This window comes from Nocardia nova NBRC 15556, from assembly GCF_001613005.1.
Taxonomy (GTDB): Bacteria; Actinomycetota; Actinomycetes; order Mycobacteriales; family Mycobacteriaceae; genus Nocardia; species Nocardia nova.
In genome coordinates this window covers 1-26509 of the sequence record NZ_BDBN01000024.1, presented here as the reverse complement: position 1 = coordinate 26509, position 26509 = coordinate 1, and the positions used below count along the sequence as shown (strand labels likewise).

Genomic DNA, 26509 nt, shown 5'->3' with positions numbered 1-26509 from the left:
GCCGGAAGGACCCGGCGTGCCGCCACACTCTTGCCATTCTGAGCGGAGGACTCGCCGGAGTGGAGGTGGGCGAATGGACGAGCCGGGTGCCGAGGCGCCGAGACTGCTCGAACTCGGTGCGGACCCGGACGCCGTGCTGCGGCTGATCCGATACTTCGACGGTTTCGACGAATCCGACGCCAACGCGGATGCGGTGGTCCGCGCCGCGGCGCTACTGGCCGAATGTCCGGCGGGGGCGAGGTGGCCGTCCGGCACCACGATTCGCTACGACGCGGCGGGGCGTGCGCTGCCGGCGGTGATGCCGCCGCCGGAGGTGATCGGCGAGCCGGCGGTGTGGCTGGAGCGGGCCGGCGCCGCGCACGCCCTCGACGCGGTCCTGGTGGATCGGCTGCGGCACTGTCTGCGGGTGGTGGCGGTGCGCGGTTCGGTGGCGGGGCCGACGGGTCTGGACGATCCCGCGCTGCTGGAGGTGGTGTTGTCGGAGAAGCAGCGGCGCGAGGATCGCGTGCGGGCCATGCGCCTGCTCGGCATCGACCCGGCGCAGCCGATGCGGGTGCTCGCGGTATCGGGACCCGGTGCGGTGGAAGCGGTCCGGATCATCGGCGCCCGGGTGCGGCTGGTGCGTTCGGCGCCGATCGGCGCGACCACCGCGGTGCTGATCCAGGACCGGGAAGGCTGCCGGGAGCTGTCGGATGTGTTGAATTCGGCTGTGGTGCACAAATTTCCGGCGTCGCGCCGGGGCGCGTGTGGGCCGTGGGTGGGGATGGGGGAGCGGTTGCCGGCCTACGCGGCCGCCACGTCGTGGGAGCAGGCGCGGCGGGTGTTGCGTTTCGCCTCCTCGACCTGGCACGGGCGCCGAGTTGTCGCGTACGAACGGCTCGGGTCGCTGGTCCTGCTCGGTGAGCTTCCGGTACAGCGACTGCTGGGCATCTCGGATGTGTTGCGGGTCAACGAGTTCGCCGCCACCGAGGCCGGTGCGCTCGCCGTCGACACGCTCGAGGCGTTCTGTGTCTTCGGATCGCTGCGCCGCACCGCCGCGGAACTGCATCTGCATCACAGCACCGTGGCCGCGCGCATCGCGCAGGTCGAGGCGGTGATGGGCTGGGATGTCGACGAGGCGCTCGACCGCTTCATGGCCACGCTGGCGCTGATGGTGCGACGCATCGCCTTGTCCTCGGCCGAACTCGCCGCGGATCCGGAAGCGGCCGGGCGTGCCGATCCGACGCGTGTCGGATGAATGCGGCCCATCCGGCGACGGGCGGCGGGTGATCCGGATCACTCGGTTCGGCCATGATCGGCAGCGACAGAAGGAGTTTCGACATGGCAGTCACCGGGCGCGTACGCCGCGCAGATCGGCATCCCCGTCGACGACACCGCGGCCGACTATCTGGTCGTCTTCCGGCAGCTACTGCTGTGGCCCGTCGACGCGGAAGGACGGATGGTCGGTGAGGACTCGTATCACTCGGGTCCGGTCGAGATCCGCAAACTGAGTTTCGACGAATTGCCGGGCGAATACATCGAACTCGTGCACTCGAAGGCGTGAAACAGCCAGACTCGGCTGATGGAAGGCGATACGGAAATGACTGAACTCTCCCATGCGACCGCGGACGTGCGCCGGACGGATATCGCGACCATGCTGCTCGATCGGCTCGGAGACGAGCGGCTCGGACTGCGCACCCGCGATCGGGATTGGACCTGGGACGCGGTGGTCCGGGAATCGGCCGCCCGTGCGGAGCTGGCGCGCTCCCTGCGCCACGACGGGCCCTTCCATATCGGGGTGCTGCTGGACAATGTTCCCGACTTCGTGTTCTGGCTGGGTGCGGCGGCCTTGGCGGGCGCCACGGTCGCCGGCCTGAATCCCACCCGCGGAGACGCTCAGCTGGCCTCGGATATCCGATACGTCGATTGCCAGTTGATCGTCACCGACGCGGCCGGGATGGCGCGACTGCGCGAACTGGATCTCGACCTTCCCGGCGACCGGTATCTGCAGGTCGACGACCCCGGTTATGCCGCGCTCGTCGGCGCCCATCGCGGCGAACCGGTGGCCGCGGGCGGCCCGGACGCGCTGATGCTGTTGCTGTTCACCTCCGGCACCACCGGAACCTCGAAAGCGGTGAAATGCAGTCAGCGCCGCCTGGCCATGATCGCGTACGCGGCGCGGGACAAATTCGGTCACGTGCGCGACGACGTCGACTACTGCTGTATGCCGCTGTTCCACGGCAATGCCATCATGGCGTTGTGGGCGCCCGCGCTGACGGTCGGCGCGACGGTATGTCTCACACCGAAATTCTCTGCCTCCCAATTCCTTCCCGATGTTCGATATTTCGGCGCGACCTTCTTCACCTACGTCGGCAAGGCGCTCGGATATCTGCTCGTCACCCCCGAATCACCGCAGGACGGCGACAACAGTCTGGTGCGCGGTTTCGGTACCGAGGCGTCGGTGGCCGATCAGGCCGAATTCCGGCGCCGGTTCGGCGCCGAATTGTTCGAGGGCTACGGTTCCAGTGAGGGCGCGACGTTGGCGGCGCTGGATCCGAATGCCCCGCCCGCCGCCCTCGGCCGTCCCGCGCATGCCGGTGTCGCGGTGGTGAATCCGGATACGCTGCGCGAATGTGTGCGTGCGGAACTCGACGAATACGGCCGGGTCCGCAATCCCGACGAGGCGATCGGCGAGATGATCGACAAAGCCGGCGCATTGGCCTTCGAGGGCTATTACAAGAACGACGCCGCCGATGCCGAACGCATTCGCAACGGCTGGTACTGGACCGGAGATCTCGGCTACATCGATACCGAGGGATTCCTGTATTTTGCGGGCCGCAAGGGCGATTGGATTCGCGTCGACGGTGAAAATACCTCCGCCCTGATGATCGAACAGGTCCTGCGCCGCCATCCCGCGATCGTCGCCGCCGCCGTGTTCGGCGTCCCCGACCCGCGATCCGGTGACCAGGTCATGGCCGCCGTGGAGGTCGCCGACCCGGATTCGTTCGATATGCGCGAATTCGCCGAATTCCTCACCGCGCAAAGGGATCTCGGCACGAAGGGTACCCCGCGACTGCTTCGGGTGTCGGCGAATTTGCCGGTCACCGGGTCCAACAAGGTTCTCAAGCGCCGACTGCAGGAGCAGGCGTGGCGCACCGACGATGCCGTCTATCGCTGGATCGGCCGCGGCGAACCCGCGTACGACCGCATGACGCCGGCGGACAAGCAGGCGTGGGAGGCCGAATTCGCGACCTACGGCCGGGAGCGCATGCTGTAGCGGCACGAGGCCCGGCAGCGGGCCCGCGGGTGCCGGAATTCCCTCGCACGTTCCCCGTGCTCGCCGGTAACTGGACGGTTACTGTGAAGCTGCGGCATCGTCGCGCACGCGGTTCACGGTCGAAAGGGGTCGTGATGAACGGCATCGTGGTTGCGCTCGTCGGGGCTCTGCTCTGCTTCTACGGCATCAGATCGGTGCATCTGGGGATCCTGGCGATCGGATTCGGCATCGGGTGGCTGGTCGCGGATCTGTTCAATCCGTCGTTCCTGTGGTTGCTGCTGTTCGGAGCGATCGGCGCGCTCTCCTCGTGGGTGGTGACCTCGCTGGTCTTCCGTTTCGCGTCGTATGTCATCGGCGGGCTGACCGGCGCGATGGTCGGCGCCAAACTGGCGTCGGTGCTGCAACCGGGAGACAAGAACTGGGCGCTGAGCATGATCGTGATCCTGGCGGTCGGCGTGGCCGGCGGTTTCCTCGCCGACCGATTCCGGGCCCGGGCACTGCTGTGGCTGACCTCGATCGGCGGCGCGAGCATGGTGCTGAGCGGGATCGGTCGCACGAACGATCATCTGTCGTTCCTGCGGGCGCCGGATTCCACCTGGGAACAGATCTTCTCGGCGCTGGCCTGGATCGCGCTCTCGGCGGCGGGCTGGATCGTGCAGCGCCATCTGTTCGCCGAGAAACTCGGTATCGACCATCTCGCCGGTCGGCACAAGAACGACGGCGGCGCGGTCGCCACCGGGAAGTAGCTCGCACTTCATCCGATTCGGGTGAGGTGAGCCGGGTTCACCTGCGCGACAGTCATCGGCAACCCTGCTCGGAAGGAGTCGGAGATGACAACCTCGTCGCAGCACCGGGCGCCGGCCCACAGCCACCCCGTGCGGCAGGGCTTCGCCGCCGGTACCTCGATCGGCGCCGCGATCCTGCTCGTCACGGTCGGCATTCTGTCGATCCTGCAAGGGATTTCGGCCGTGGCCGACGACACCCTGTTCGTGGCCGGGCCCGATTACGTCTACAAGGTCGACCTCACCACGTGGGGCTGGGTCCACATCGGACTCGGGATCGTGCTCGTGGTGTGTGCGCTGGGCCTGATGACCGGAACCGCGTGGGGCCGCGGTGCGGCGATCGGCATCGCGGCCCTGTCGATCATCGCGAATTTCCTGTGGTTGCCCTGGTATCCGTGGTGGTCGCTGACCGTGATCGCCCTCGACATCGTCGTCATCTGGGCCGTCGCCACCTGGCGTCCGCAGATGTGATGCGCAGATGGGCGCTGTCATCGGCGATCTGCTGCCCCTGGCGGTCGGTGTCGCGATCTCGCCGATCCCGATCGTGGCCGCCATCCTGATCATTCTCTCGGCGAATGCCGCGCGGGCCGGGACCGGCTTCGCGGTCGGCTGGCTCCTCGGGATCGTCGTCGTCACCACGATCTTCGTGTTGTTGTCGGGAACGATGTCGGATTCGGAAAACGAGCATCCGTCGACGGTGACCGCGTGGATAAAGATCGTGCTGGGCATCGTGCTGCTGGGTCTGGCCGCGAGGCAGTGGCGGTCTCGCTCGGAAACCGAGGTTCCCGGGTGGATGCGTGCGATCGACACGTTGAGCGCGATGGGCGCGGTCGGTCTGGGCGCGATGCTCTCGGCGGTGAATCCGAAGAACCTGCTGTTGTGCATCTCGGCCGGGGTGGCCATCGGCACGAGTGGGATCGGCGGTGGCCGGCAGGTGATCGCGGTGGTGGTGTTCACGGTGATCGCGGCGGCCAGTGTGCTGGCGGTGGTGATCGGATATCTGGTGGCCGCCGATCGGCTGCGGGAACCGCTCGACAGCGCCCGGCGATGGTTGCAGGCCGACAACCACGTCGTGATGGCGATCGTGCTGCTGGTGATGGGTGCCGTCGTCCTGGGAAAGGGAATCGGCGGACTCTGACCGGTCAGCGCCGGCTGCGCCGGGTGAGCAGGCCCGCGACCCAGCCGACGAGGAACATGATCAGCAGCACCAGCCACATCGGCGACCGGATGGTGACGGTGAGGATGTTGATGTCGACGCGATGATGGTTCTGCGCGACGAAGATGACGGTCAGCACCGCCAGCACGATCGCCACCCACTGCCGCGCCGAAATGCGTGACAGCAGGGAAGGTTTCGCGGCCCGATCCATAGCGTCCTCCTGGTACTCGTCGGTGACACGATTGCCGAGGCGGCAGCGCCGCATGCCGTCGAGCCGATGATCTCGGGTGCGAGGCGTGCGGGCTTCACCCGTAGGAGGTGATCTCCGCTCGGACCGGTGCGTGCATCGGGCGATGCGGCCGCGGCGGTCATGCTCACCCGTCTCGGGTGAGGTGATTTCTCGACCCCGCTGGGAGGGTCGCAGGCGAGTCGACACAACTACAGCCTTCGTGCGGATTGGGGTGCGTGCCATGAGCGGCCAGGGCGACGTTTCCGGCAGTGTGCGGACACAGAACGAGGAGGCGACCCGGGCGCTGCCCTTCGGGGACGAGCAGGATTTCACGGACGCGCGGCGCGGGTTCATCGCGGCGCTGGAACCCGGAGTGGTCGAGAATGCGGCGGGCGATGTGGTGTGGGACAGCGACGGATACTCCTTTCTCGACGCGGAATGCCCGCCCACCGTGCATCCCAGCCTGTGGCGGCAGTCGAAATTGTGTGCCATTCAGGGTTTGTTCGAGGTGACCGAGGGGATCTATCAGATTCGCGGGCTCGATCTGTCGAATATGACCGTGGTCGAGGGCGATACCGGTGTCATCGTGATCGATCCGCTGATCTCGCTGGAAACCGCCGCCGCGGGACTCGCGCTCTATCGCACTCATCGCGGTGACCGGCCGGTGACGGGGGTGATCTATTCGCATTCGCATATCGATCACTTCGGCGGCGTCAAAGGCGTGACCACGGCGGAGGATGTCGCGGCGGGCCGCTGCCCGATTCTGGCGCCGGCGGGATTCGTGGAACATGCGGTCGAGGAGAACGTCTACGCCGGCACCGCCATGGGCCGGCGCGCCGCCTATATGTACGGCGCGGCCCTGGCGCGCGGCCCGAAGGGCGCGGTCGGCGCCGGTTTGGGGCCGACGACCTCGACCGGAACCCCGACCCTGATCCCACCCACGATCGACATCACCCACACCGGGCAGACCGAGGTCGTCGACGGTGTGCGCATCGAATTCCAGATGACTCCGGGCACCGAGGCGCCGTCGGAGATGAATTTCTATTTTCCCGACCGGCGTGCATTGTGTATGGCGGAGAACGCGACGCACACCTTGCACAATCTGCTGACGTTGCGCGGAGCCCTGGTGCGCGATCCGCATGTGTGGTCGAAATATCTGACGGAGTCGATCAATCGCTATGCTGCGCGGGCGGATGTGCTGTTCGCTTCGCACCACTGGCCGACGTGGGGCACCGAGAACCTCACGGAATTCCTTGCGCTGCAACGTGATCTGTACGGATATCTGCACGACCAGACATTGCGCGCATTGAACAAGGGCGCCGTCGGTATCGAAATCGCCGAAACCATCGAATTGCCCCCGGCCGTCGCCGCGGCCTGGCATGCGCGCGGATACTACGGTTCGGTCAGCCACAACGTGAAGGCGATATACCAGCGCTACATGGGATGGTTCGAAGGTAATCCGGCCACCCTGTGGGAGCATCCGCCGACCGAATCGGCGAAGCGGCACGTCGACTACATGGGCGGTGCCGAGCAGGTGCTGAACAAGGCGCGCGACTCGTTCGCCGCCGGCGATTTCCGTTGGGTCGCACAGGTTCTGAACTACGTGATCTTCGCCGAACCGGACAACCGCGAGGCGCGGGAGCTGCAGGCCGACACGTTCGAACAACTCGGCTACGGCGCGGAGAACGGTACCTGGCGCAACTTCTTCCTGATGGGCGCCTACGAATTGCGCCACGGATCGGTCGGTACACCGACCGCCTCGGACGCACCCGACATCGCGGCCGCGCTCACGGTGAAACAGCTTTTCGACGCCATCGCGCTGCGGATCGACGGTCCCAAGGCCTGGTCGGCCGCCATCACCATCGACTGGAACGTCTCCGACCGGAATCTCCTGCACCGCACCCAGCTGCGCAACGGCGTCCTCGTCCACTTCGACGCGAGCACGGATATGCCCACCCCGGACGCCACATTCACCCTGTCCGACGCCGATCTGCACGCGGCCCTGCTCGGTGCGAAGGATATGCGGCAGCTGATCGCCGACGGCGCGGTCACCGTCGAGGGCGACGTGTCGAAGCTGATCGAACTGGTCGGATATCTCGACGCGCCCGACCCGGACTTCGCCATCGTGACGCCCTAGGCCGGCGTTGGGTCCGGCGTAGCCGGACCGTCACAGCTGATCGAGATCGCGAGTTGCCGGTCCCTCCAGCAGTTTTCCGTCGTGGGTGAATCGCGAGCCGTGCAGCGGGCAATCCCACGAACGCTCGGCGTCGTTCCAGTTGAGGATGCCGTGCAGATGTGGGCAGATCGGTGAGACGGCCGAAGTGGTGCCGTCGACGGTGCAGACTCCGGCGGGCCGGATTCCGCGGCGCTCCACTCTGCCCTCGCCCTCGGCGGGGGTGCCGCCACCGCCGAAGGCCGCGCTCAGCCAGCCGGTCGTCAGATGCCGTGCGACTTGGAGATTCATCGACGCGGCCTTCACCAGCCCGGTCACTTCGCTGCCGCGCCAGGTGCGATACGCCTGCGCCCACGGCTGATGGCCGCCGAGCACGGTGCCGGCCAGCGCGAGGCCCGCCGCCACCGCATTGGTCATTCCCCATTTCGCGTAGCCGCTGGCGACGAGGATGTGATCGCTGCCCGGCAGCAGCGGTCCGGCGTAGGGCAGTTCGTCGATGGCCGAATAGTCCTGGGCCGACCAGCGGTGGGTCAGCTCGGCGTCGGGGAAGTGGGTGCGCGTCCAGGTGTACATGTCGGCGACGTGCGCCTTCTCCGAGCGGGTGCGGCCGACGACGTGCCCGCTGCCGCCGACGAGCAGCAGATCCTCCCCGTCGTGCGGGGCGTACCGCAGCGACCGCGTGGGCTGGTCGGCGGACAGGTACATGTCGTGCGGGAATACGCCGGGCACCCGGAACGCGGCCGCGTAGGAGCGGTGCGGCTCCAGTCGCGCGAAGTACCCGCCGCGGTCGAGAATCGGTGTGCCCGTGGCCAGCACGACGGTTCCGGCGCGGATATCGCCGCGGTCGGTCGACACCGTATCGCCGTGGACGGCGTGCACGCGGGTGTGTTCGAAGATCGTCGCACCGTGCCGGCAGGCCTGCAGGGTCAGTCCCTCGAGGACGTCCATCGGATCGAACTGCGCCTGGTCCGCCAGTCGCACGGCGCCGTAGGTGGGGAACGGCAGGGCGGTGTCGTCGGACCACGCGACGTCGAGACCGGCTCGCTCACAGGCGCGAAATTCCTTGCGCACCGAGTCGGTTCCGGCTTCGGTACCGGCGTAGGTGATCGCGTCGGCGCGCTGGGTGGCGATGTCGTTCTCGGCGCAGAACCGCAGCAGCCATTGCTGGCCCTCCAGATTCGCGTCGACGTATTTGCGCACCGTGGCCGTCGAATGCTTCGCGGTGATCGCCGAGAGGTGGGTGCCCTGCAGCAAGCTGAGCTTGCCGGTGGTGTTGCCGGTCGCGGCCGCGCCGATCGTGCGGCCCTCGAGGACCGCGACCGTGCTCCCGGCGCGCGCGAAGAGCAACGCGGTCACCAGACCGGTGAGCCCGGCGCCGACGACCACAACGTCGTACTCCCCGCCGGGATCCGGAGTCACCGGGACCGAGACGGGCGTTCGATCGAGCCACAGAGATGTCACCGAACCAGCCTCCTGTCGTTCCGCGCGCCTCGTCACCGCAGGTTGCCCTCTTTGTCCGGCGGCTCCGTCGGACCCGACCGGTGATTGTGGATCGTGCGGTACAGCACCACCGCCGCGACCAGGACTACCAAACCGGCGATCACCAGTAATTCCATACCGAGCCCTTACCCGGGATGGTCGTCTTCAACCCGGGTCATCGGATCCGCCGCAGCTCACCCGATCCGCCGCAGCGACAGGGCCAGGCGCGGGCACAGGCTCACCGCGTCGCGGGCCGCGGCGGCCGCACCGCTGTCGAGGACCGGATCGCGGTGGTCGCGGGTGAGCGGAAAGCCCCAGTCGTCGCGGGCGATGGCATGGGGCAGCAGTTCGCTGCACAGGCCGCGGCCGTCGCAGCGAGTCCAATCGATGTGCAGGCGCCAGGTGGGGCGATCGGGTGCGGTCACAGCGCGGCTCCCCGGGAACGGGCACGGCAGGAACCGTGCCGGTGGCGGGCGATTTCCTCGGCGAAGACGGCCAGGGCCGAACGTGCCAGGCGTGCGGTCCCGTCGGGGTGGTGGCAGGCGCCGCGACCGTCGACCAGATCGGCGATGCGGGCGACGTCTTGGGGCCGGGTGCGGCCGCGGGCCGCCAGATCGCCGACGGTGCGGGCCAGCTGCGGTAATCCGTTCCGGCACGGCCCGCACTGTCCGGCGCTCTGGGCGGCGAGGTACGCGATGATGTCCGCGGTGACCCGCAGCCCGCATTCGTCGTGGCGGAGTACGCGTACAACCCCGGCGCCGGGCGATGCGTGCCGGTGTCGCAGGGCGTTTCGGGACATCGCCGCGCCGGCCAGTGCGCTGCCCGGCAGCCAGGTGCCGTGGTATCCGCCGATCAGCACCGCCTGGACCTGGGCCGGATCGGTGCGCCCGAACCGCTGGATCAATTCGATCAGGCCGGTGCCGATCGGGATCTCCACGACGCCGGATGCGGTGGTGCCGGACAGGGTGACCAGCATGGTGCCGGGTTCGTCGGGGGTTCCGGCAGCACGGAACCAGGCCGGGCCGAATCGGGCCAGCAGTGCCAGATGCGCGAGCGTCTCCACGTTCTGCACCAGCGTCGGGCGGCCGTTCAGCCCGGATCGAGAGGTGCTGACCGGCTTGTCCCGCGGTATCGGTGCGCGACCGGCCAGCCGCTCCAGAACCGCGCTCTTCTCCCCGGCCAGGAAGCCGTCGGCGGCCGGGGTGAGATCCACGCGCCGCGTGTCGTAGCCGGTGGACTGCCGCTCGGTGAGGGCGTGCCGAATCGGGTCGAGCAGCCGCTCCGGTGCGTACAGGTGGCATCGCCGCGCCCCCACGGCGGCGGCCGCCACGGACAGTCCGTCGAGCACCAGATGCGGTGCGCGCCAAAGCAATACCGCGTCCTTGTCGCTGGCCGGCTCGCCCTCGGCGCCGTTGGCGACCACGACGGCGCCCCGGCCGTCGGCCACCGCCGCGAGTTTGCGCGCCACCGGGAAGCCCGCGCCCCCGCGACCGGTGAGACCGGCAGCAGCCACCACGTCGATGAACTCGCTGCCGACCGCGCGGGCGGGGCCGTAGGAGGCCGCATGCGCGGAAAGGCTGGAATCGCCGGCCGCCAGCAATCGGTCGGTGCCGGCCGGGGCGGGTGGAGTCGCGGGATTTCCGGTCAGTGTCGCCGTCATTGCCGGCTCCTTTCGGGGACTGTGGTGAATTCGGTGAAACCGCGGCTGAACCGCCAGACGCCGGCGGTGGCGACGGCGAGAACGCACGCGCCGACGAGGGCGAGCATCCAGATCCGGTCGACGTCACTTCCCGATCCGAGCGTGTGGATCAGGGCCACCGGCCACAGTGCGTACACCGACCAGTGCACCAGGCGGAAGACGGTGGGGCCCAGCCGATGTCGCAGCAGCGCGGTGATCACGACGACGGCCAGCAGGTCGACGGCCAGGGTGCCGAAACCCACCCACAGCGGCCGATAGCCGCCGGTGAACGGCAACACCACGGTCAGCAGCCGCAACTGGGCGTACGGATCGAGGAGCATCGCCAGCACGTGCAGCGCGACGAATGCCGTCGCCGACAGTGCCGCGCCGCGGTGGAATTCGGCGAGGCCGGCGCGGGGAAGCAGGACGGCCCGCCCGGAGCGCGCGGCGATCCCGGCGACGGCCGCGACGGTCAGCAGAATCAGTGCCGTGATCCCGCCGGCCCGGCCGAACGCCCACAATGCCTGGTCGAACGCAGAGGTATTCATCGAATTCCGTCCGGCTCGTCGGGCCAGCCGCCGAGGGTGAGGACTCGCCCGTGCCGGTCCACCAGCCGGGCCGGCAGCCCGGCGGAACGCAGCCACGGCAGTGCCGCACGCCCGCGCACGACCGCGGCGGTGGCGGCCGCATTGGCCGCGAGGCAGGAGTCGGCGGCCACCGACACCGTGCGCCAGACCGGCTCCGCGGCACACCCGGTGCGGGGATCGAGGATGTGGTGCAGCGGCCGTCCCCCGCGAATCCAGCGCCGTCGCACCGTACTCGAGGTGGCGATCGCCGCACCCGCGGGCAGTCGGACGAGGGCGGCGGGCTGGGTCGCATCGTCCTGGACGAGCACCTGCCAGTGCCCGTCGGGAGCGGGCCCGGCGGTGGCGATGTCGCCGCCCAGGCTCACCAGTACGCCGCAGTCGAGTTCCTCGGCGACCGTGCGCGCACACCGGTCGGCGGCCAGTGCCTTCGCCGTCGCGCCGAAGTCGAGCCGCACGCCGGCGGGCAGCGTCACCGACCGCGGCGACCGGATCACCTGCGACCAGTCGGGTCGCCGGGTGACGCTCAGCGGGACGACCGCCGGCCCGGCGGTGATCTGCGTGAAATCGCGGTCGTAGCCGAGGTTGTCGAGGTCGGCGCCGACCGTCGGATCGACGTCGCCGTCGGTGTCGCGAGCGACGGTCAGTGCCGCGTCGAGATATTCGTCGAACAACGCGCTGACGGTGACCGGGCGGCCGGGCGTCAGCATGCCGATTTCGGAATCGGCGCGAAAACGGTTGCAGGCGTTGTCGACTCGATCCAGGTGAGCGTCGACGAGGCGGCGCGCCCCGGCCAGGGCGGCCGGGTCGGTGACGACGAGGCGAGCGGTGGTGCTCCACAGCTCCCATTCGGCTGCGGCGGTCTCCGCCGCGTGTGTCGAGGTCATGAGCCGCTCGAACGCGCGTGCGCGGTGCCCTGGCCGGGGCTCAGCTGGGGCACGGTGCCCTCGGTGCCGGAGGGCTGATCGGTGCTCGCGCTGCCGGTGCTCGCGCTGCCGGTGCTCGCGCTGCCGGTGTTGTCGGTGATGCTGGTGTTGGTGGTCGCGGCGGACTGGTTGTCGGCGTATGCGACGACCGCCGCCGTCGTGGTGCCGACGGCGCCGACGGCCAGGAGTACCCCGGCCGCTGTCCGGCCCACGCGGCGGTTCGGATGTGACGTTCCCATATCGGTCACCTGCTCGTTCGGTGCTGTGCCGACGCGCGTCGGCCCTCTCTGAAAGGCCAGCATGCGGACCGAGGCTGGGTGTGAGCTGTGCGTGAGCAATGAGTTGCCGGGGCGGCGACCGTGAGCTGAAGATCAGCTGAAGCTGCGGCGATAGCTGTGCGGACTGACTCCGGTGGTGCGTTTGAACCGCTCGCGGAAGGCGGTGGGCGAACCGAATCCGACCTGGGCGCCGATGCGTTCGACCGAATGGGTGGTGGATTCCAGCAGATGCTGGGCGCGGCGGATGCGGGCGCGATGCAGCCACTGCAGGGGCGTGGTGCCGGTGTGCTCGCGGAAGCGGCGAAGGAGGGTGCGGGTGCTGACTCCGGCGCGCGCGGCGATCTCGTCGAGGGTCACGTCGGCCGCGAGGTTGGTCTCGAGCCAGTTCAGCAGCGGCTCGAGATCGGAGCCGCGCGGCGTGGGCGCGAAGCCGTGGACGATGAATTGGGCTTGTCCGCCTTCGCGTTCCAACGGCATCACCGAGAGCCGGGCGGTGTCCGCGGCCACCGCCGAACCGTAGTCGCGGCGGATCATGTGCAGGCACAGGTCCAGGGCCGCGGCGGCGCCGGCCGAGGTGAGGATCTGGCCGTTGTCGACGTAGAGCACATCCGGGTCCACCTCGATCGCCGGATACGCGGCCGCCAGCTCGGCGGCGGCGATCCAGTGCGTGGTGGCGCGCAGCCCGTCGAGCAGTCCGGTGGCGGCGAGCGGGAAGGTGCCCGAGCAGATCGAGGCGATGCGCGTGCCGTGCGCGGCCGCGCTACGCAGCGCGTCCCGGACGGCGGGCGAAATCGGTGCGGCCGGGTTCGCGGTGCCGGGCACCATGATGGTGTCGGCGTCCTCGAGTCCGGCCAGCCCCCAGGGAGCACGCAAGCTGAAGGCACCGGCGTCGACCTCGGGTTGTTCCGCGCAGACCCGGACCTGATAGCCGGGGCGGCCGTCGGGCAGCCGGGTCCGGGTGAAGGCCTCGATCGGGGCGGCGAGGTCGAACGAGACGACCCCTTCCAGGGCGAGGACGGCGACGGTGTGCATGGCCGGAACATACCTCGTCGCCACCTGTGATGTTCGCCATGATGCTCCGGACATCGCCCTCGTCTCCCAGGTGATAGCGACTTTTTCGAGGTATGTCGTTTTCCCGTCGAAACCTGTCGAAAACGCCACTGGGAACCGCGTACCCGCCCGAATACCGTCAGGCCGTGCCCGGGCGGCCGGGCGGATTCGAAGGGATTCCCATGCATGCTCAGATCGTCCTGTTCGACGGGTTCGATCCGCTGGACGTCATCGCCCCCTACGAGGTGCTCTATGCCGGCGGGACCGCATCCGGCGGTGCCGTGAGCGTCGAACTGGTCTCGGCGGAAGGGCCGCGGGAGGTGGTGAGCGGCACCGGCGGCCTGACCTTGCGCGCTACCGCGGCGCTCGATCCGGCGCGGCCCGGTGTGGTGCTGGTCCCCGGCGCCTCGGGCCGCATCGGCGAGCCGGGGGAGATGCCGGATCAGGATGCCGGGGCCGCCGGCGAGTGGTGTCGCGACGAATCGATCCCGGTTCTGCTCGGCCGCACGCTGACCACCGGACTGCCCGAGCTGCTCCGCGCGGCGATGGCGAATCCGCGGATCACAGTTGCCGCCGTCTGCGGCGGGTCGTTGATTCTCGCCATGGCCGGGCTGGTGGAGGGGCGTCCGGCGACCACCCATCATCTGGGACTGGATCTGCTCGAGGCCACGGGCGTGCAGGCCGTGGACGCGCGAGTGGTCGACGACGGCGATCTCGTCACCGGCGCCGGCGTCACCTCCGGGCTCGACCTCGGTCTTCATCTGCTCGAACGCGAGGTCGGGCCGCGCATCGCGCACGCGGTCGAGCGGCTGTTCGCGCACGAACGCCGCGGCATCGTCTGGCGTCGCCGGGGCCCCGTTCCCGTCACCGTCTGATCCGACCTGCTCACCCACGACACATCCGAGGAACAACTGCGTCATGTCCGCCGAAGGCATTTGGGATCTGTCCATCTCCACCCCGATCGGCAGGATTGCCGTCGAACTCGATATCCATCGCGAGAACGGCACCCTCGCCGGCACGGCAAGCGGTGCGGGCGAACGGGTTTCGCTGCACGACATCGTGCTCGACGGTGATCGGCTCACCTGGAATCAGGCCGTCAGGAAACCGATGCGTCTGAATCTCGCCTTCGCGGTGACCGTCGAGGGCGACGCGCTCACCGGCACCGCCAAGGCGGGACGCCTGCCCGCGTCGAAGGTCACCGGCGTGCGCCGCGGTGGAGTGGAGCACATCCGGTGACGAAAGTGCTGCTGTCGCTGCATGTTCTGGCCGCGGTGATCGCGATCGGCCCGGTTGCGGTCGCCGCCAGTATGTTTCCCCCGGCCCTGCGCCGGGCCGCCGGATCGGCCGACATGAACGCGAATCTTCGAATGCTGCACCGCATTTGCCGGGTATACGCGGCCGTCGGGCTCGCGGTTCCGATCTTCGGGCTGGCCACCGGCGCCGCCCTGGGTGTACTCGGCACGGGATGGCTGATCACGTCGATCGCCCTCACCGCTGCCGCCGCCGCGATCCTGGGCACGATGATCCTGCCCGACCAACGCGCCGCGCTCACGACCGTGGCAGCCGGCCGCGTCGATGCGACGGCCGCGCGCCTGGCCATGTCGGACGGAATCTTCAACCTGCTGTGGGCGATCGTCGCGGTGCTGATGGTCGTACGCCCGGGATCGACCACCGGCGTCTGAATTGTCGGCGTGTCCGGTCGCGACACGACGACGATCGCGCCGGGGTCGGTGCATTGCGAGGCCGGCCGGAATACCGTGGACGTATGCGCGCTGTCGTCCATCTGGTGCTGTTCGCCTGTGGGGTCGTGATGGCGGTCGGAGCGTTCGGGCCGTTCGTCGGAGTTGTGCAGGCCCGCCACATCCGGCTCGTCGATATCCGCGACGGCTTCGCGACCGGAATCCCGCTGGACGGGGTGCAGGCCCAGGCGACGCAGCTGCGCGCGTCCTACACGGTGGTGTTGCTGCTCGTCGCTCTGGTGATGCTGTTGGCGGGGCTGTTCGGCTCGCGCGTCCTGGGATGGCTGGCGGTGCTGGCCGGAATCGCGGCGATCGCGGTACCGGCTTGGCGATTGGATCAGCGGTTCGACAGACAGCTGCGCGACGACTACCAGCATCTGCTCACCGGCACGTGGGGGTTGTACCTGTTCGGCGGTGCGGTGGTGGTCGCCGTCCTCGCGCTGCTCGTGCCCGGTGAGCGTCCCCGGCGCCGGGCGGTCGCGGCCGCGGGGCAGAAGCCGGCCCGCTAGGCGTTCATCGCAACCTCACTGCTCGCTCACAGGTAGCTGTGGAGCTGCGCGGGCTGAATAGGCACCGTGACTACATCACTCCTCGAGAATTCGCCGGTGGTACCGCCCGAGCCCGCGAAACCCGGCGCCGCTCCCGGATTCGGCGGCAGAGCCGTCGAGCGGGCCGGTCTGGCGGTGCTCCTGATCGCGACGGCGGTGATGTACCTGTGGAACATCACCGTCAACGGGATGGGCAACCAGTTCTACGCCGGCGCCGCCTGGGCCGGATCGAAGAACTGGGAGGCGATGCTGTTCGGCTCCCTGGATCCGGCGAATTTCATCACCGTCGACAAGCCACCCGTCTCGCAGTGGGTGATGGGGTTGTCCGGTCGCATCTTCGGCTTCTCCAGCGCGAGCATGCTCGTTCCGCAGGCGTTGATGGCGGTGGCCGCGGTCGCCCTGCTCTACGGCGCGGTCCGGCGGATCACGAACAACCACTGGACGGCGGTGCTCGCGGGCGCGGCGCTGGCGCTGACACCGGTGGCGGCGTTGATGTTCCGATTCGACAATCCGGACGCGGTCATGGTGCTGCTCATGACGGCCGCCGCCTATGCCACGGTGCGGGCACTCGACCGCGCCTCCACGACGTGGCTGCTGCTGGCCGGTGCGGCGTTGGGCTTCGCGTTCCTGGCGAAGATGCTCGAGGGGCTGATGGTGCTGCCCGCGCTGGGCGTGGCCTACCTCGTGGCCGCTCCGACGTCGCTGCGCACCCGCCTGCTGCAACTGCTCGGCGGACTCGCCGCGCTGCTGGTGTCCAGCGGCTGGTATGTGCTGCTCACGCTCTGGTGGCCCGCATCGAGCCGCCCGTACCTGGCCGGCTCGACCGACGACAACTTCATGAACCTGGTGCTCGGGTACAACGGTTTCGCCCGGGTGCTCGGCCGCAATCACGGTGGTGGGGCGGCGCCGGCGCCCGCGGCCCAGGCGGCCGCGTCCGCCCACGCGGCCCCGCCCGCGGACGCGCACAACGGATTCGGTGGCTTCGGCGGGCAGGTGCACGGTGTGCAGCGGTTGTTCACCGGGGAGTTCGGCTTCGAGATCGGCTGGTTACTGCCGGCCGCGTTACTGGCGATGGTGCTGGTGCTCATCTCGCGCGGCCGCGCACCGCGCACCGATCGGATCCGTGCGGCGGCCATCGTGTTCGGCGGCTGGATCGTCATCGACGGCGGTGTGCTCAGCTACATGAACGGCATGGTGCATCCGTACTACTGCCTCTCGATCGCCCCGGCGGTCGCCGGAATGTTCGCGGTCGGCGTCGCCGAACTGTGGAACCGGCGGCACACGGCTTTCGGCCGATTCGGCACGGCCGCACTGCTGGTGGTGACGGGCGTGTGGAGTGTCGTTCTGCTGCACCGCAACAGCGGCTGGTATCCGGAGCTGCGCTGGACGATCGCGGTGGTGACGATCGCCGCAGCGGTCGTACTGGTGTTGCCCCGGACCTACGACGTGTCTCGCCGACTCGCCGCCGTCGTCCTGACGATCGGGCTGATCGGTGCTCTGGCGGGCGGTGCGGCCTACTCGTTCGCGACCGTCGCCACCGCGCACTCCGGCGGCGGACCGACCGTCGGCCCGGCGCAGGCCGGCGGGCGTGGCGACTTCGGTCGGACGCGTCCGGATCCGCAGCTCTCGGCGATGCTGAAGGCGACGACCGCGACCTGGGCGGCGGCGACCAACGGTTCGTCCGCGGCCGCCGCGCTCGAACTGGAAAGCGGCAGGCCTGTGATGGCGATCGGCGGGTTCTCCGGCAGTGACCCGGTGCCGACGTCGGCGCAGTTCCAGGCCGACGTGAAGGACGGGAAGATCGCCTACTACGTCGTTCAGGCCGACGGTCGCAACCAAGGTCCGGCGGATGTGCGGGAGCAGGCCGCGCCCGGCGACCGGAATCCGGGCACGACCGGGCGCGCCGAGGGTGCGACCACGAGCCGGGGCCGGGAGCAGACGGCACCGGGAAGCACGCCGGGGCAGCCGCAGCCGGACGCCACCGAGAACAGCGGCGGCCCGGGCGGTTTCGGCCGCAATCAGCATGCCGACATCACCGCCTGGGTCACCGCCACCTTCCCGGCTCAGCACCTCGGCAACGTCACGGTGTACAACCTGAGCGGATACCGGGGGTAGGAGTGCGACAGCGGCTCGGTGGGCGAATCCGATTGCCGCACACGGCTCACGGCCGGGTGACGGTCGCCAGATTGATCAGTGACTGCTGGCGGCCGTCGGGGCCCGCCGGGGTGTGGCCGAGGCTGCGAATGTAGTCGGGAAGGTAGACGCGCTCACCGCTCCATCCGCGGTCGGTGAACCAGGTGGTGGCCTCGCTGCGCGGCTCGTTGTAGATCAACTTCACCCATTCCGAGCCGGATTCTCCGTCTGCTGCCAGGGCTTCGGCGGCCTCGGCGGGCAGGGGATCCATCTGTTCGACGGCGGCCCGGCTGCCGGGTGCGCTGAGCGAGTGAACCGTATCGAACAGCCGGTCCTGGGCGGCGGGTGTGAGGTAGATCAGCAGCCCCTCGATCAACCACGCGGTCGGCCGGTCGGAGTCGAAGCCGCTGTCGCGCAGGGCTTTCGGCCAATCGCCGCGCAGATCGACCGCCACCTCCCGGCGATCCGCGATCGGTTCGCGCCCGGCCTGCGCGAGGGTCGCGCGCTTGTACTCGAGTACCCGCGGCCGATCCAGTTCGTAGACTGTGCAGCCCGCCAGCCACGGCAGTCGATAGGCGCGTGCGTCCAGGCCCGCCGCGAGCACCGCCACCTGCCGGATTCCCGACGACACCGCGGCCTCCAGGTAGTCGTCGAAATAGCGGGTGCGGAAGAGCTGATGCTGCTGGAACGGGATGCCGAAATCGGTTGTCAGCAAGGGATGTTCAGGCAGTCGTCCCGCCATCAGATCCGCCCACTCGCCGCCCGCGGCCGAGACGAACAGCTCGGCGAGCGGGTCCCGAGCCGGAGCGTCGTCCGCGCGGCCGCCCAGGGCGCGAGCGGCCGCGACGAACAATGCCGTGGATCCGACACCGGTGTTGATATCCCAGGAATCCTCGTCGGTACGCATGACGGCCAACCTACCGACCGGGGTGCGGCCCGGCAGGTACCCGCGCCGCGCCCGTGTGAATCCGCCATGAAACCCCTGCCACCACGTGTTTCCCGCCATCGAGCGGGGATTGCCGCCTATGCCCGCACGCGCTCGAGCAGCTCGGTGGTCGCCTCCCACAGGCGGCGCTCGCGGTCACGGTCGTGGGCGACCGGCTGCACCTCGGTGAGCGCGGTCTTCACCACGAAGGCGCCGTCGCGCAGGTGTGCCCACTTCTCGTCGAGGGCCATCGAGGCCAGGAGCGGTCCCGAGCGTTGCGGGGTCGAGACGCCGGGGAGCCGGCCGATAGCGCGGCCGATCGCTTGCACCGGCGCGGGAGCGCCGCGGCCGAGCGCGGTACCCGGCATCCAGCCCGGTTCGAAGACCGAGACGTTGATCCCGGGGCCGGCGTGGCGCTGCAGTTCGTGGGCGTAGTACAGAATCGCCAGCTTGGCGTTGGAGTACGCGACCCCCGATGCGGTCATGCCCGGCGCCCGCTCGCCGGTGGCCGGGCGAGCGAGATCGAGCGGATCGGCCCATTCGGCCTCGGCGACATGGAGCAGCCTGCGCCAGAAGTTGGCGTGATAGGTGTTCGAACCGAGCAGAACGATCCGCGCCGGGACGGTGAACACGTCGAGCAGATCGCCGATGAGCTGGGCGTGGGCGAGGTAGTTGACGGCGAAGGTCGTCTCGTAACCGTCGGGCGTGGCTTGCCGGGTGTCGGCGGACATGATGCCGGCATTGGCGATCAGTGCGCGCAGTGGTCGCACGGCACCGGAGGAGAGAAGTTCGCGCACGGTCGTCGCAGCGGCGCGGACATCGGTGAGATCGGCCAGGTCGCAACCGATTTCGCGGACCCGGGCGCCGCGCGCACGGGCCTCGTCGGCGATCGCGGTCAGATCCGGCCCGGCGCGGCCGACCAGAAGGAGGTCGGGACGCTGTCCGACCGGGCGGCCGGCCATCGCCAGCGTGGTGGCGCGGCCCAGGTTGCGGGTCGGGCCGGTGATGAGAACAGTTCCGGTTTCGGTCATGTCCCCAGCGTGCCGACCGGGCCGGGCCGTAGGCAGTCGTCCGGTTGTCGTAGGACTGCCAGGGCCAGGACAAGCCGGCGCGCGCTCGCGCAGACTGGAGTACGTGGAAGCGTGGGAATTCGGCCGGACGGTGCGCCGCTGGCGCGACCGGGTGGCGCCCGAGGCCGTCGGCGTGCCGGTGGGGTCCCGGCGCCGGGCCGCCGGATTGCGCCGGGAGGAACTGGCCGCGCTCGCCGGCATCTCCGCCGACTACCTCACCCGCCTGGAACAGGGGCGCGCGACCGCGCCGTCGGCGCAGGTGGTGGAGGCACTGGCCCGGGCGCTGCGCCTGACGGATGCCGAACGTGACCTGCTCTACCGGTTGGCCGGGCATGCCGCACCGGGCCCGGACGTCGTGCCCTCGCGGATCACCGCGAGCGTGCAACGACTGCTCGACCGGTTGTCGCACACGCCGGTCGTCGTCTACGACGCGAGCTGGACGCTGGTGATGGCCAACGCGCCGTACAACGCGCTGATGGGCGACACCACCGCGTGGCGCGGCGTGGAGCGCAATGCGGTGTGGCGCAACATCACTCGCATGCCGACCCGGGTCGTGCACTCCGAGCGGGAGCAGGCGGAGCACGAAGCCCGGCTCGTGGCCGACCTGCGCCTGACCGCCTCCCGCTATCCCGCCGACCGCACCCTGCGGCGCCTCATCACCGACCTCGGCGCGGCGGGTTCGACGTTCACCGACCTCTGGAACTCCGAGACGCCACCGCCTGCGCCGGACCCGTCGAGGCGGAAGACGATCGACCACCCGGCGGTCGGCCTGATCACCCTCGACTGCGACACCCTGCTCGTGACTCTCGACGATCTGCGCATTTCCGTCTACACCGCCGAGCCCGGTACCGAGGACGCCGCCCGTCTCGACCTGGCGATCGTGCTGGGCACGCAATCGCTGGCACCGTGAGCACCCCGGTCGCGGGCGCGCGGCCTCACGATGTCGGCACGAGTTCGGCGATCAGTTGTTCCACGCGAGAACGGATTTCGTCGCGTATGCGCCGCACGGCCGCGATGTCTCGCCCGGCCGGGTCGTCCAGTTGCCAGTCGCGGTAGTCGACACCGGGGAAGTACGGGCAGGTGTCGCCGCAGCCCATGGTGATGACGATGTCGCTGAGGCGGACGGTGCCGGGCGTCAGGACGGCCGGGGTGCCGGCGGTGATATCGATGCCGACTTCGCGCATGGCCTGCGCCGCCACCGGGTTGATGCGGTCGGCGGGTTCGGTGCCGGCGGAGCGGACGTCGATGCGGTCACCGGCGAGGTGGGTGAGAAAGCCCTGGGCCATCTGGGATCGTCCGGCGTTGTGCACGCACACGAACAGAACGCTTGGTTTCATTGTCGCGCAGGGCCTTTCGCGGGTGTGGGAGCGTCGGAGGAGGCCGGGAACCGGTGACGCAGGGCGAGGGAGACATAGACGAGGCCGACGAGAACCGGGACTTCGATCAGCGGGCCGACGACGCCGGCGAGAGCCTGGCCGGAGGCGGCGCCGTAGGTGGCGATCGCGACCGCGATGGCGAGTTCGAAGTTGTTGCCCGCCGCGGTGAAGGCGAGGATGGTGGTGCGTGCGTAACCGAGGCCGGCCACCCACCCGAAGAGGTAGCCGCCACCCCACATGATCGCGAAGTACGCCAGCAGCGGTACCGCGATCCGCGCGACGTCCCAGGGCCGGGCGGTGATGTGGTTGCCTTGCAGGGCGAACAGGATCACGATCGTGAACAGCAATCCGTACAGCGCCCACGGGCCGATCCGCGGCAGCAGCCGCCCCTCGTACCACTGCCGGCCGCGCGCCCGCTCGCCCAGCTGCCGCGTGAGATAGCCGGCGATGAGCGGGATGCCGAGGAAGATCAGCACCGATTTCGCGATCTGCCACGGCGAGGTGTCGATCGTGGTTCGCTCGAGCCCCAGCCATCCGGGCAGGATCGAGAGATAGAACCAGCCGAGGGCGGCGAACATGACGACCTGGAAGATCGAATTCAACGCCACCAGCACGGCGGCCGCTTCGCGGTCGCCACAGGCCAGATCGTTCCAGATGATCACCATCGCGATACATCGGGCGAGGCCGACGATGATGAGCCCGGTCCGGTACTCGGGCAAATCCGGCAGCAGCAGCCACGCGAGGGTGAACATCAGCGCGGGCCCGGCCACCCAGTTCAGCAGCAGCGAGGCGAGCAGCATGCGCCGGTCGCCGGTGACGGTGCCGAGCCGGTCGTAGCGGCCCTTCGCCAGCACCGGATACATCATGATCAGCAGGCCGATCGCGATGGGCAGCGAGATTCCGTCGACCTGCACCGCCGACAGGGTGTCACCCAGTCCGGGAACGAGGCGCCCGAGCAGCAGCCCCGCGGCCATCGCCACGCCGATCCAGACCGGCAGGAAGCGGTCGAGAATCGACAGCTTGGCGACGACCGCGGTCTCTTCGGTCGTGGTCACGTGTGCACTCCCAGCCCGGCCTGATCGGCGAGCAGATCCGAAAGGCGCTGCAGCGCTTCGGGAATCACCCGGTAGTACGCCCAGGAGGCGCGGCGCTCACTGGTGACCAGACCGGCCTCGCGCAGCACCTTCAGGTGATGGGAGACGGTGGGCTGGGTGACGTCGAGGCCGTCGGAGACGTCGCAGACACATGCTTCCCCGCCGGCGCGCGCCGCGATGGCCGACAACACCCGCAAACGGACGGAGTCGGCGAGTGCCTTGAACATCGCCGCGAGGTCGTGGGCCGCTTCGGCGCCCACGACCGGCAGCAACCGGGGTGTGGTCACGCAGCCTGCCGGTGCGGCCGCGTCCGTCGCGGACGACTCCTGATTAGACATCCATCGCCCTCGACATCGGGGCGAAAATTATGTGGCCGCGCCGATCCTAATATGCTTAGGTTACATCCTAAGTAGACTAGGTTAGGAGTGGTACATGTCCCCCCGTGCGGGATTGTCCAGGCAGCGAATCGCCCGCGCCGCAGCGGAGCTCGCCGACGAAGTCGGATTCGCCCACGTCACCCTGTCCGCGGTGGCCCGCAGGTTCGGGGTGAAGGATCCGAGCCTGTACACCCACGTCCGGAACCTGCGGGATCTGCAGGTGCAGGTGGGATTGCTGGCCGGGGCGGAGATGAACGAGCGGATCGGCGCGGCGGTGGCGGGGCGCTCCGGGCGCGAGGCGTTGTTCGCGTTCGCCGACGCGTACCGCTCCTACGCCCTCGACCATCCGGGCCGGTACGCGGCAACGCAGATCCGTATGGATCCCGAGGAGGTCGCCGGAGAGCCGGCCCTGCTGCGCGGTATCGAGCTCACCGCGGCGCTGTTGCGCGGATACGGATTGAGCGAACCCGGGGCGACCGACGCGGGACGCTTGCTGCGCAGCACATTTCACGGTTTCGCCACCCTGGAGGCGGCCGGCGGATTCGCGCACTCCCGGGCGATCGACGCCAGCTGGCACCGCATTCTCGAGGCCCTGCATCGCGCCCTGTCGCAGTGGCCGTCCGGCACCGAAGAGGAAGTAGCGCAATGAGATCCGACACACTGACCGTCCCCGGCGCCACGCTGTACTACGAACTGCGCGGCGACGGGCCGCTGCTGTTGCTGATCCCCGGTGGCGGCGGCGACGCGGGCGTCTTCGACGAGATGGCCGAGGTGCTCGGGCGCCGTTTCACCGTCGTGGCGCTGGATCCACGCGGCTGTTCGCGCAGCGTGCTCGCCCACGGGCCCGAGGATCAGCAGGTGGCGGTGCAGGCGGACGACGTGGCCCGGCTGCTCGCACATCTGTCCGATGAGCCGGCGTTCGTCTGCGGAACCAGCAACGGCGCGATCGTCGGACTCGACGTGCTGGCGAGACATCCCGACCGGGTGCGCCGACTGGTCGCGCACGAACCACCCTGCTTCGCCGTCCTGCCGGACGCCGACCGGCACCTCGCGATGGTCGAGGAGGTCTATGCCCTGCTCCACACCGAGGGCGTCGCCGCGGCCGGCGCGAGATTCCTCGCGGGCATCGGTCCCGCGATGAAACCGGCGCCGCAGGTTGCGCAGTTGTCGGAGCGTGCCGCGCAGATGTGGGCCCGCCTCGCCGCCAACGGCCCGCTCATGATCGAACACGAGTTGCGTGAATTCACCTCGTACACACCGGATTACAGTGCGCTGGCCGCGGTGTCGGACCGTCTGGTGCTCGCGGTCGGCCGCGAAACGCGCGGGTGCCTGCCCTATCGGCCCGCGGTCGAGATCGCGGCCCGGCTCGGACTCGAGGTGGTCGAGTTCCCCGGGGCACACAACGGAGTGCGCACCGAGGCCGAAGAGTTCGCGAACCAGCTGATGGAGGTCATGGAGATTACGTCACCGCAGCGTCATCCGACGGATTCGTAGCGGCACCGGTAGCGGCGATGCTCGATGAGTGTCCGGCACCGCGAACCCGCGGCCGGCGGCCCTACCGGTTTCGAGGAGTTTCCATGACCACGGTCCGTTTTCATCTCATCTCCACGCTGAGCCCCGTCGAGGTCGTGGGTGTGCTCACCGACTTCGGCCCGTCCCGGCCGCAGGTGTGGCCGACGATCGATGCCGAGCACTTCGTCGTGCACGAGCAGGGCGAGGGGTGGGCCGAGGTCACCGAGGGGACGGAGGCGGCCTGGGAGCGCGCCCGCTACGAGTGGGACCCGGCGGGCGACACGGTGACCGTGACCACCCGGGATTCCAAACTCTTCGGCGCCGGTGGTGGGTGGGTCTTCCGTGCCACACCTGCCCCGGAGGGCAGCCGTGTCGACGTCGAACTGACCCGGACGCCACGGGCGTTCAAGGGGAAGCTCCTCGCCGTGCTGCTTCCCCTGGTCGGCCCGTCGTCGCTGCGCAAATCGTTGCGAGTTCCGTTGCGGGCGGCCTGATTCCGGCCGGGCCACCCGGCTCAGGCCTCGACCTCCCACACGAATCCGTCGGGATCGGTGAAGGAACCGAGGGGGCCGGTGACGGCGATCCGATGCGACCCGGAGCCCTCCGCCGGGACACCCGCGTCCTTGGCGGCGGCCTTGCGGCCGTAGAGCGCGAGCTTGACCGACCCGGCCGGCGACTCGAACTCCGCGTACTTACCGCCGAAGCTCTTGGCCACGGTCAAGCCGCGCTCGACGTAGAACTGTTTGGTCGCCTTCACACTCTCGACCCCGAGCAGCAGAACGAAATCGTCGATCTCGCGGGTGGCCGGGCCGGTGTCCTTCTTCGCCGAGGTGGCGATCTTCCAGACCGCGCCGTCGGGGGCCTGCACGACGCCGCCGTACCCCCAGAAACTCTTCTTGGCCGGCTTGACCGTCGTGGCGCCCGCCGCGACCGCGGAGCCGATGAGGCTGTCGACGGTGCTCGGCTGGGACACCACGAGGGAGAGGATGTATCCGCGGAAGCCGGTGGTCTCCGCGTCCGACTTGCGGACCCGCAGCCGGTCGCCGAGTCCGAACGCGGCCTCGTAGAAGGCCGCGGCGGCAGCCGGGTCCGGGGTCTCCAGGATGACCGATGCGATGGTGCTCTGAGCAGTGGTGATGTTCATGTCGAAGACGTTATCGGCGATCGCACGACCGGCGCTTCTCGATTCCTGATCACTCTGGGAGCGTCTGCACCACATCGTGTCCCGGCTCCGTGGCGGGCGTGATCGAGCGCCTCGGACGCCGGTCGGCCGGTCGCCGGCGGCCGTCCGCGATCGCCCATACCGCGAAGCCGCCGACCGCGAAGGCGGCGCCGGCAATGCTGGACCCGGTCCAGCCGGCGGCCGAATACGCGGCGGTCGTGGCGGCCGCGCCGAACGCCGAACCGACGGAGGCCGCGAGAGGCAACGCCAGGCCGCTCCACAGCGTGCCGAAGGAGGCGAACAGGAAGAACGCGTTCAGTCCGCGCGAGAGCAGAAGCCGGTCACCGAACAGGGACCGCGAGCCGCGCAGCACCTGCCGATAGCCGGGGCGGCCCGCGCGGGCCTCGGCCGGCAGAAGCATCAGGACCAGGCCCGCCGACGCGACGAGGAGGACTGCCGTCACGGCGTACACGCTGCGCCGGCCCCAGACGGTGGCCGGCAGGCCCGCGACGATGCGTGCGCCGAGGATGCCGACGACGAGCGGGCGGGTGGACGCGGAATCGACCTCCGTGCGCAAGGCCGGATGAGGCGGGACCCGCGCCGTCGTCCCCAGTGTCGAGCCCGGATTCTCATGCCCATCGGGTCGTCCATGGTCGGTGGGCAATTTCTGATGATCTCATCATTTACTCTTGACAGCGCGGCCGATCGTATCTGATGATTTGATCAATACCTGCCGGTGGCGTTGACGGCCTTTCTCGGAAGGACACCGCGGAACGCTTCTCGGACAGGATCTTTCGCAACCGTCGAGCGCGAAGTCGCCCGCGCTCGACCCGCGACCGATCAGAGCCGATTCGGAAAGTGAGAATCCATGAACGCCGCTCGCCTCATCTCCGCGATGAGCCGTCGTCGCGCACTGGGTACGGCCGTCGCCGGTACTCTCGGCGTGGCCGCGGCCGCGGCGGCGGTGTTGCCCGCCGCGCAG

The 26509-nt window shown here is 69.4% G+C and carries 29 protein-coding genes and 1 pseudogene; 15 read left to right on the top strand and 15 right to left on the bottom strand.

The genetic code is table 11. The features are described 5' to 3' along the window. Positions 1 to 73 precede the first annotated feature (73 nt). The 5 genes from NN2_RS10870 (at position 74) to NN2_RS10845 (ending at position 5176) form a co-directional block, all read left to right on the top strand. The gene (locus NN2_RS10870) at positions 74 to 1237 is read left to right on the top strand and encodes a PucR family transcriptional regulator (RefSeq protein WP_063012758.1); all 1164 of its coding nucleotides are present in this window, start codon (positions 74 to 76) and stop codon (positions 1235 to 1237) included. A gap of 342 nt (positions 1238 to 1579) precedes the next feature. After that, positions 1580 to 3256 (top strand): steroid-22-oyl-CoA synthetase, encoded by a 1677-nt coding sequence (gene casI, locus NN2_RS10860; RefSeq protein ID WP_063012894.1) that lies wholly within the window; start codon positions 1580 to 1582, stop codon positions 3254 to 3256. Between the two features lie 134 nt (positions 3257 to 3390). Next, positions 3391 to 4002, top strand: a complete 612-nt coding sequence (locus NN2_RS10855; RefSeq protein ID WP_063012756.1) for a hypothetical protein — start codon at positions 3391 to 3393, stop codon at positions 4000 to 4002. Positions 4003 to 4086: 84 nt separating this feature from the next. Then, positions 4087 to 4509, top strand: a complete 423-nt coding sequence (locus NN2_RS10850) for a DUF7144 family membrane protein (protein WP_030513772.1) — start codon at positions 4087 to 4089, stop codon at positions 4507 to 4509. A gap of 7 nt (positions 4510 to 4516) precedes the next feature. Continuing rightward, the gene (locus NN2_RS10845; protein WP_063012754.1) at positions 4517 to 5176 is read left to right on the top strand and encodes a GAP family protein; all 660 of its coding nucleotides are present in this window, start codon (positions 4517 to 4519) and stop codon (positions 5174 to 5176) included. Positions 5177 to 5180: 4 nt separating this feature from the next. Here NN2_RS10845 and NN2_RS10840 read toward each other — a convergent pair whose 3' ends face one another. Further along, positions 5181 to 5405, bottom strand: a complete 225-nt coding sequence (locus NN2_RS10840) for a LapA family protein (RefSeq protein WP_030513774.1) — start codon at positions 5403 to 5405, stop codon at positions 5181 to 5183. A gap of 259 nt (positions 5406 to 5664) precedes the next feature. Between NN2_RS10840 and NN2_RS10835 the strand changes: the two genes are divergently transcribed. Continuing rightward, a complete protein-coding gene (locus NN2_RS10835; RefSeq protein ID WP_082856894.1) occupies positions 5665 to 7560 on the top strand; it encodes an alkyl/aryl-sulfatase in 1896 nt (631 codons plus the stop codon). 30 nt (positions 7561 to 7590) lie between these two features. On the opposite strand, the gene NN2_RS10830 is transcribed toward NN2_RS10835, so the two are convergent. The 8 genes from NN2_RS10830 to NN2_RS10800 all read right to left on the bottom strand — a co-directional run bounded on the left by NN2_RS10830 (position 7591) and on the right by NN2_RS10800 (position 13573). After that, positions 7591 to 9057: an FAD-dependent oxidoreductase gene (locus NN2_RS10830; protein WP_063012890.1), complete on the bottom strand. Its 1467-nt coding sequence runs from the start codon at positions 9055 to 9057 to the stop codon at positions 7591 to 7593. 32 nt (positions 9058 to 9089) lie between these two features. After that, entirely contained in the window at positions 9090 to 9212 is a 123-nt protein-coding gene (locus tag NN2_RS38925) for a hypothetical protein (RefSeq protein WP_255359447.1), read from the bottom strand. Positions 9213 to 9269: 57 nt separating this feature from the next. Continuing rightward, entirely contained in the window at positions 9270 to 9500 is a 231-nt protein-coding gene (locus NN2_RS10825) for a ferredoxin (protein ID WP_063012752.1), read from the bottom strand. Beyond that, entirely contained in the window at positions 9497 to 10735 is a 1239-nt protein-coding gene (locus NN2_RS10820) for an NADH-ubiquinone oxidoreductase-F iron-sulfur binding region domain-containing protein (RefSeq protein WP_063012750.1), read from the bottom strand. Before NN2_RS10820 ends, NN2_RS10825 begins: the two co-directional genes overlap by 4 nt. Beyond that, the gene (locus NN2_RS10815) at positions 10732 to 11301 is read right to left on the bottom strand and encodes a ferric reductase-like transmembrane domain-containing protein (RefSeq protein WP_063012748.1); all 570 of its coding nucleotides are present in this window, start codon (positions 11299 to 11301) and stop codon (positions 10732 to 10734) included. The genes NN2_RS10820 and NN2_RS10815 overlap by 4 nt, the downstream gene beginning before the upstream one ends. Next, the gene (locus NN2_RS10810) at positions 11298 to 12224 is read right to left on the bottom strand and encodes an FAD:protein FMN transferase (RefSeq protein WP_063012746.1); all 927 of its coding nucleotides are present in this window, start codon (positions 12222 to 12224) and stop codon (positions 11298 to 11300) included. The genes NN2_RS10815 and NN2_RS10810 overlap by 4 nt, the downstream gene beginning before the upstream one ends. Next, the gene (locus NN2_RS10805) at positions 12221 to 12502 is read right to left on the bottom strand and encodes a hypothetical protein (RefSeq protein ID WP_156511301.1); all 282 of its coding nucleotides are present in this window, start codon (positions 12500 to 12502) and stop codon (positions 12221 to 12223) included. The genes NN2_RS10810 and NN2_RS10805 overlap by 4 nt, the downstream gene beginning before the upstream one ends. Before the next feature lie 132 nt (positions 12503 to 12634). Next, complete coding sequence (locus tag NN2_RS10800) at positions 12635 to 13573, bottom strand: GlxA family transcriptional regulator (RefSeq protein WP_063012742.1); 939 nt, start codon at positions 13571 to 13573, stop codon at positions 12635 to 12637. Between the two features lie 200 nt (positions 13574 to 13773). Here NN2_RS10800 and NN2_RS10795 point away from each other — a divergent pair, with 200 nt between their 5' ends. The 5 genes from NN2_RS10795 (at position 13774) to NN2_RS10775 (ending at position 17993) form a co-directional block, all read left to right on the top strand. After that, positions 13774 to 14466, top strand: a complete 693-nt coding sequence (locus tag NN2_RS10795; protein ID WP_063012740.1) for a DJ-1/PfpI family protein — start codon at positions 13774 to 13776, stop codon at positions 14464 to 14466. A gap of 43 nt (positions 14467 to 14509) precedes the next feature. Next, complete coding sequence (locus NN2_RS10790) at positions 14510 to 14827, top strand: hypothetical protein (protein WP_063012738.1); 318 nt, start codon at positions 14510 to 14512, stop codon at positions 14825 to 14827. Continuing rightward, complete coding sequence (locus NN2_RS10785) at positions 14824 to 15273, top strand: hypothetical protein (protein WP_063012736.1); 450 nt, start codon at positions 14824 to 14826, stop codon at positions 15271 to 15273. The genes NN2_RS10790 and NN2_RS10785 overlap by 4 nt, the downstream gene beginning before the upstream one ends. Positions 15274 to 15356: 83 nt before the next feature. Continuing rightward, on the top strand, positions 15357 to 15839 hold the full coding sequence (locus NN2_RS10780) for a hypothetical protein (protein ID WP_030513786.1): 483 nt from the start codon (positions 15357 to 15359) through the stop codon (positions 15837 to 15839). A 66-nt stretch (positions 15840 to 15905) separates the two neighbouring features. Continuing rightward, on the top strand, positions 15906 to 17993 hold the full coding sequence (locus NN2_RS10775) for a glycosyltransferase family 39 protein (protein WP_439955849.1): 2088 nt from the start codon (positions 15906 to 15908) through the stop codon (positions 17991 to 17993). Positions 17994 to 18039: 46 nt separating this feature from the next. Here the strand turns inward: NN2_RS10775 and NN2_RS10770 are convergent, their stop codons facing one another. Both NN2_RS10770 and NN2_RS10765 read right to left on the bottom strand, forming a co-directional pair. Further along, the gene (locus NN2_RS10770; protein ID WP_063012732.1) at positions 18040 to 18918 is read right to left on the bottom strand and encodes an SAM-dependent methyltransferase; all 879 of its coding nucleotides are present in this window, start codon (positions 18916 to 18918) and stop codon (positions 18040 to 18042) included. A gap of 116 nt (positions 18919 to 19034) precedes the next feature. After that, positions 19035 to 19967 carry an SDR family NAD(P)-dependent oxidoreductase gene (locus NN2_RS10765; RefSeq protein WP_063012730.1) on the bottom strand — a complete coding sequence of 311 codons (933 nt, stop codon included), beginning with the start codon at positions 19965 to 19967 and terminating at the stop codon, positions 19035 to 19037. Positions 19968 to 20070: 103 nt separating this feature from the next. Here NN2_RS10765 and NN2_RS10760 point away from each other — a divergent pair, with 103 nt between their 5' ends. Continuing rightward, a complete protein-coding gene (locus NN2_RS10760) occupies positions 20071 to 20916 on the top strand; it encodes a helix-turn-helix transcriptional regulator (RefSeq protein WP_063012728.1) in 846 nt (281 codons plus the stop codon). A 25-nt stretch (positions 20917 to 20941) separates the two neighbouring features. Here NN2_RS10760 and arsB read toward each other — a convergent pair. Both arsB and NN2_RS10745 read right to left on the bottom strand, forming a co-directional pair. Further along, positions 20942 to 22437: pseudogene (arsB, locus tag NN2_RS10750) on the bottom strand (ACR3 family arsenite efflux transporter). Beyond that, complete coding sequence (locus NN2_RS10745) at positions 22434 to 22814, bottom strand: ArsR/SmtB family transcription factor (RefSeq protein WP_082856893.1); 381 nt, start codon at positions 22812 to 22814, stop codon at positions 22434 to 22436. The pseudogene arsB and the gene NN2_RS10745 overlap by 4 nt, the downstream one beginning before the upstream one ends. 94 nt (positions 22815 to 22908) lie before the next feature. Between NN2_RS10745 and NN2_RS10740 the strand changes: the two genes are divergently transcribed. The 3 genes from NN2_RS10740 (at position 22909) to NN2_RS10730 (ending at position 24859) form a co-directional block, all read left to right on the top strand. Then, positions 22909 to 23502, top strand: coding sequence for a TetR/AcrR family transcriptional regulator (locus tag NN2_RS10740; RefSeq protein ID WP_063012717.1), 594 nt, complete (start codon positions 22909 to 22911; stop codon positions 23500 to 23502). After that, complete coding sequence (locus NN2_RS10735; protein WP_063012715.1) at positions 23499 to 24347, top strand: alpha/beta hydrolase; 849 nt, start codon at positions 23499 to 23501, stop codon at positions 24345 to 24347. The genes NN2_RS10740 and NN2_RS10735 overlap by 4 nt, the downstream gene beginning before the upstream one ends. Before the next feature lie 83 nt (positions 24348 to 24430). Further along, positions 24431 to 24859 carry a hypothetical protein gene (locus NN2_RS10730; protein WP_063012713.1) on the top strand — a complete coding sequence of 143 codons (429 nt, stop codon included), beginning with the start codon at positions 24431 to 24433 and terminating at the stop codon, positions 24857 to 24859. Positions 24860 to 24879: 20 nt separating this feature from the next. Here NN2_RS10730 and NN2_RS10725 read toward each other — a convergent pair whose 3' ends face one another. Next, on the bottom strand, positions 24880 to 25509 hold the full coding sequence (locus tag NN2_RS10725) for a VOC family protein (RefSeq protein ID WP_030513796.1): 630 nt from the start codon (positions 25507 to 25509) through the stop codon (positions 24880 to 24882). A 49-nt stretch (positions 25510 to 25558) separates the two neighbouring features. Beyond that, positions 25559 to 26104 (bottom strand): MFS transporter, encoded by a 546-nt coding sequence (locus NN2_RS10720; protein ID WP_063012711.1) that lies wholly within the window; start codon positions 26102 to 26104, stop codon positions 25559 to 25561. Between the last annotated feature and the right edge of the window lie 405 nt (positions 26105 to 26509).

Bases quoted from the DNA above. Each gene is read 5' to 3' on its own strand.
- NN2_RS10805 (WP_156511301.1), bottom strand. From the start codon at position 12,502: ATGGGAACGTCACATCCGAACCGCCGCGTGGGCCGGACAGCGGCCGGG.
- NN2_RS10845 (WP_063012754.1), top strand. From the start codon at position 4,517: ATGGGCGCTGTCATCGGCGATCTGCTGCCCCTGGCGGTCGGTGTCGCG.
- NN2_RS10765 (WP_063012730.1), bottom strand. From the start codon at position 19,967: ATGACCGAAACCGGAACTGTTCTCATCACCGGCCCGACCCGCAACCTG.
- NN2_RS10735 (WP_063012715.1), top strand. From the start codon at position 23,499: ATGAGATCCGACACACTGACCGTCCCCGGCGCCACGCTGTACTACGAA.
- NN2_RS10810 (WP_063012746.1), bottom strand. From the start codon at position 12,224: ATGACCTCGACACACGCGGCGGAGACCGCCGCAGCCGAATGGGAGCTG.
- NN2_RS10745 (WP_082856893.1), bottom strand. From the start codon at position 22,814: ATGTCTAATCAGGAGTCGTCCGCGACGGACGCGGCCGCACCGGCAGGC.
- NN2_RS10815 (WP_063012748.1), bottom strand. From the start codon at position 11,301: ATGAATACCTCTGCGTTCGACCAGGCATTGTGGGCGTTCGGCCGGGCC.
- NN2_RS10800 (WP_063012742.1), bottom strand. From the start codon at position 13,573: ATGCACACCGTCGCCGTCCTCGCCCTGGAAGGGGTCGTCTCGTTCGAC.
- NN2_RS10795 (WP_063012740.1), top strand. From the start codon at position 13,774: ATGCATGCTCAGATCGTCCTGTTCGACGGGTTCGATCCGCTGGACGTC.
- NN2_RS10840 (WP_030513774.1), bottom strand. From the start codon at position 5,405: ATGGATCGGGCCGCGAAACCTTCCCTGCTGTCACGCATTTCGGCGCGG.
- NN2_RS10870 (WP_063012758.1), top strand. From the start codon at position 74: ATGGACGAGCCGGGTGCCGAGGCGCCGAGACTGCTCGAACTCGGTGCG.
- NN2_RS10790 (WP_063012738.1), top strand. From the start codon at position 14,510: ATGTCCGCCGAAGGCATTTGGGATCTGTCCATCTCCACCCCGATCGGC.
- NN2_RS10835 (WP_082856894.1), top strand. From the start codon at position 5,665: ATGAGCGGCCAGGGCGACGTTTCCGGCAGTGTGCGGACACAGAACGAG.
- casI (WP_063012894.1), top strand. From the start codon at position 1,580: ATGACTGAACTCTCCCATGCGACCGCGGACGTGCGCCGGACGGATATC.
- NN2_RS10850 (WP_030513772.1), top strand. From the start codon at position 4,087: ATGACAACCTCGTCGCAGCACCGGGCGCCGGCCCACAGCCACCCCGTG.
- NN2_RS10740 (WP_063012717.1), top strand. From the start codon at position 22,909: ATGTCCCCCCGTGCGGGATTGTCCAGGCAGCGAATCGCCCGCGCCGCA.
- NN2_RS10730 (WP_063012713.1), top strand. From the start codon at position 24,431: ATGACCACGGTCCGTTTTCATCTCATCTCCACGCTGAGCCCCGTCGAG.
- NN2_RS10725 (WP_030513796.1), bottom strand. From the start codon at position 25,509: ATGAACATCACCACTGCTCAGAGCACCATCGCATCGGTCATCCTGGAG.
- NN2_RS10855 (WP_063012756.1), top strand. From the start codon at position 3,391: ATGAACGGCATCGTGGTTGCGCTCGTCGGGGCTCTGCTCTGCTTCTAC.
- NN2_RS10770 (WP_063012732.1), bottom strand. From the start codon at position 18,918: ATGCGTACCGACGAGGATTCCTGGGATATCAACACCGGTGTCGGATCC.
- NN2_RS10780 (WP_030513786.1), top strand. From the start codon at position 15,357: ATGCGCGCTGTCGTCCATCTGGTGCTGTTCGCCTGTGGGGTCGTGATG.
- NN2_RS38925 (WP_255359447.1), bottom strand. From the start codon at position 9,212: ATGGAATTACTGGTGATCGCCGGTTTGGTAGTCCTGGTCGCGGCGGTG.
- NN2_RS10820 (WP_063012750.1), bottom strand. From the start codon at position 10,735: ATGACGGCGACACTGACCGGAAATCCCGCGACTCCACCCGCCCCGGCC.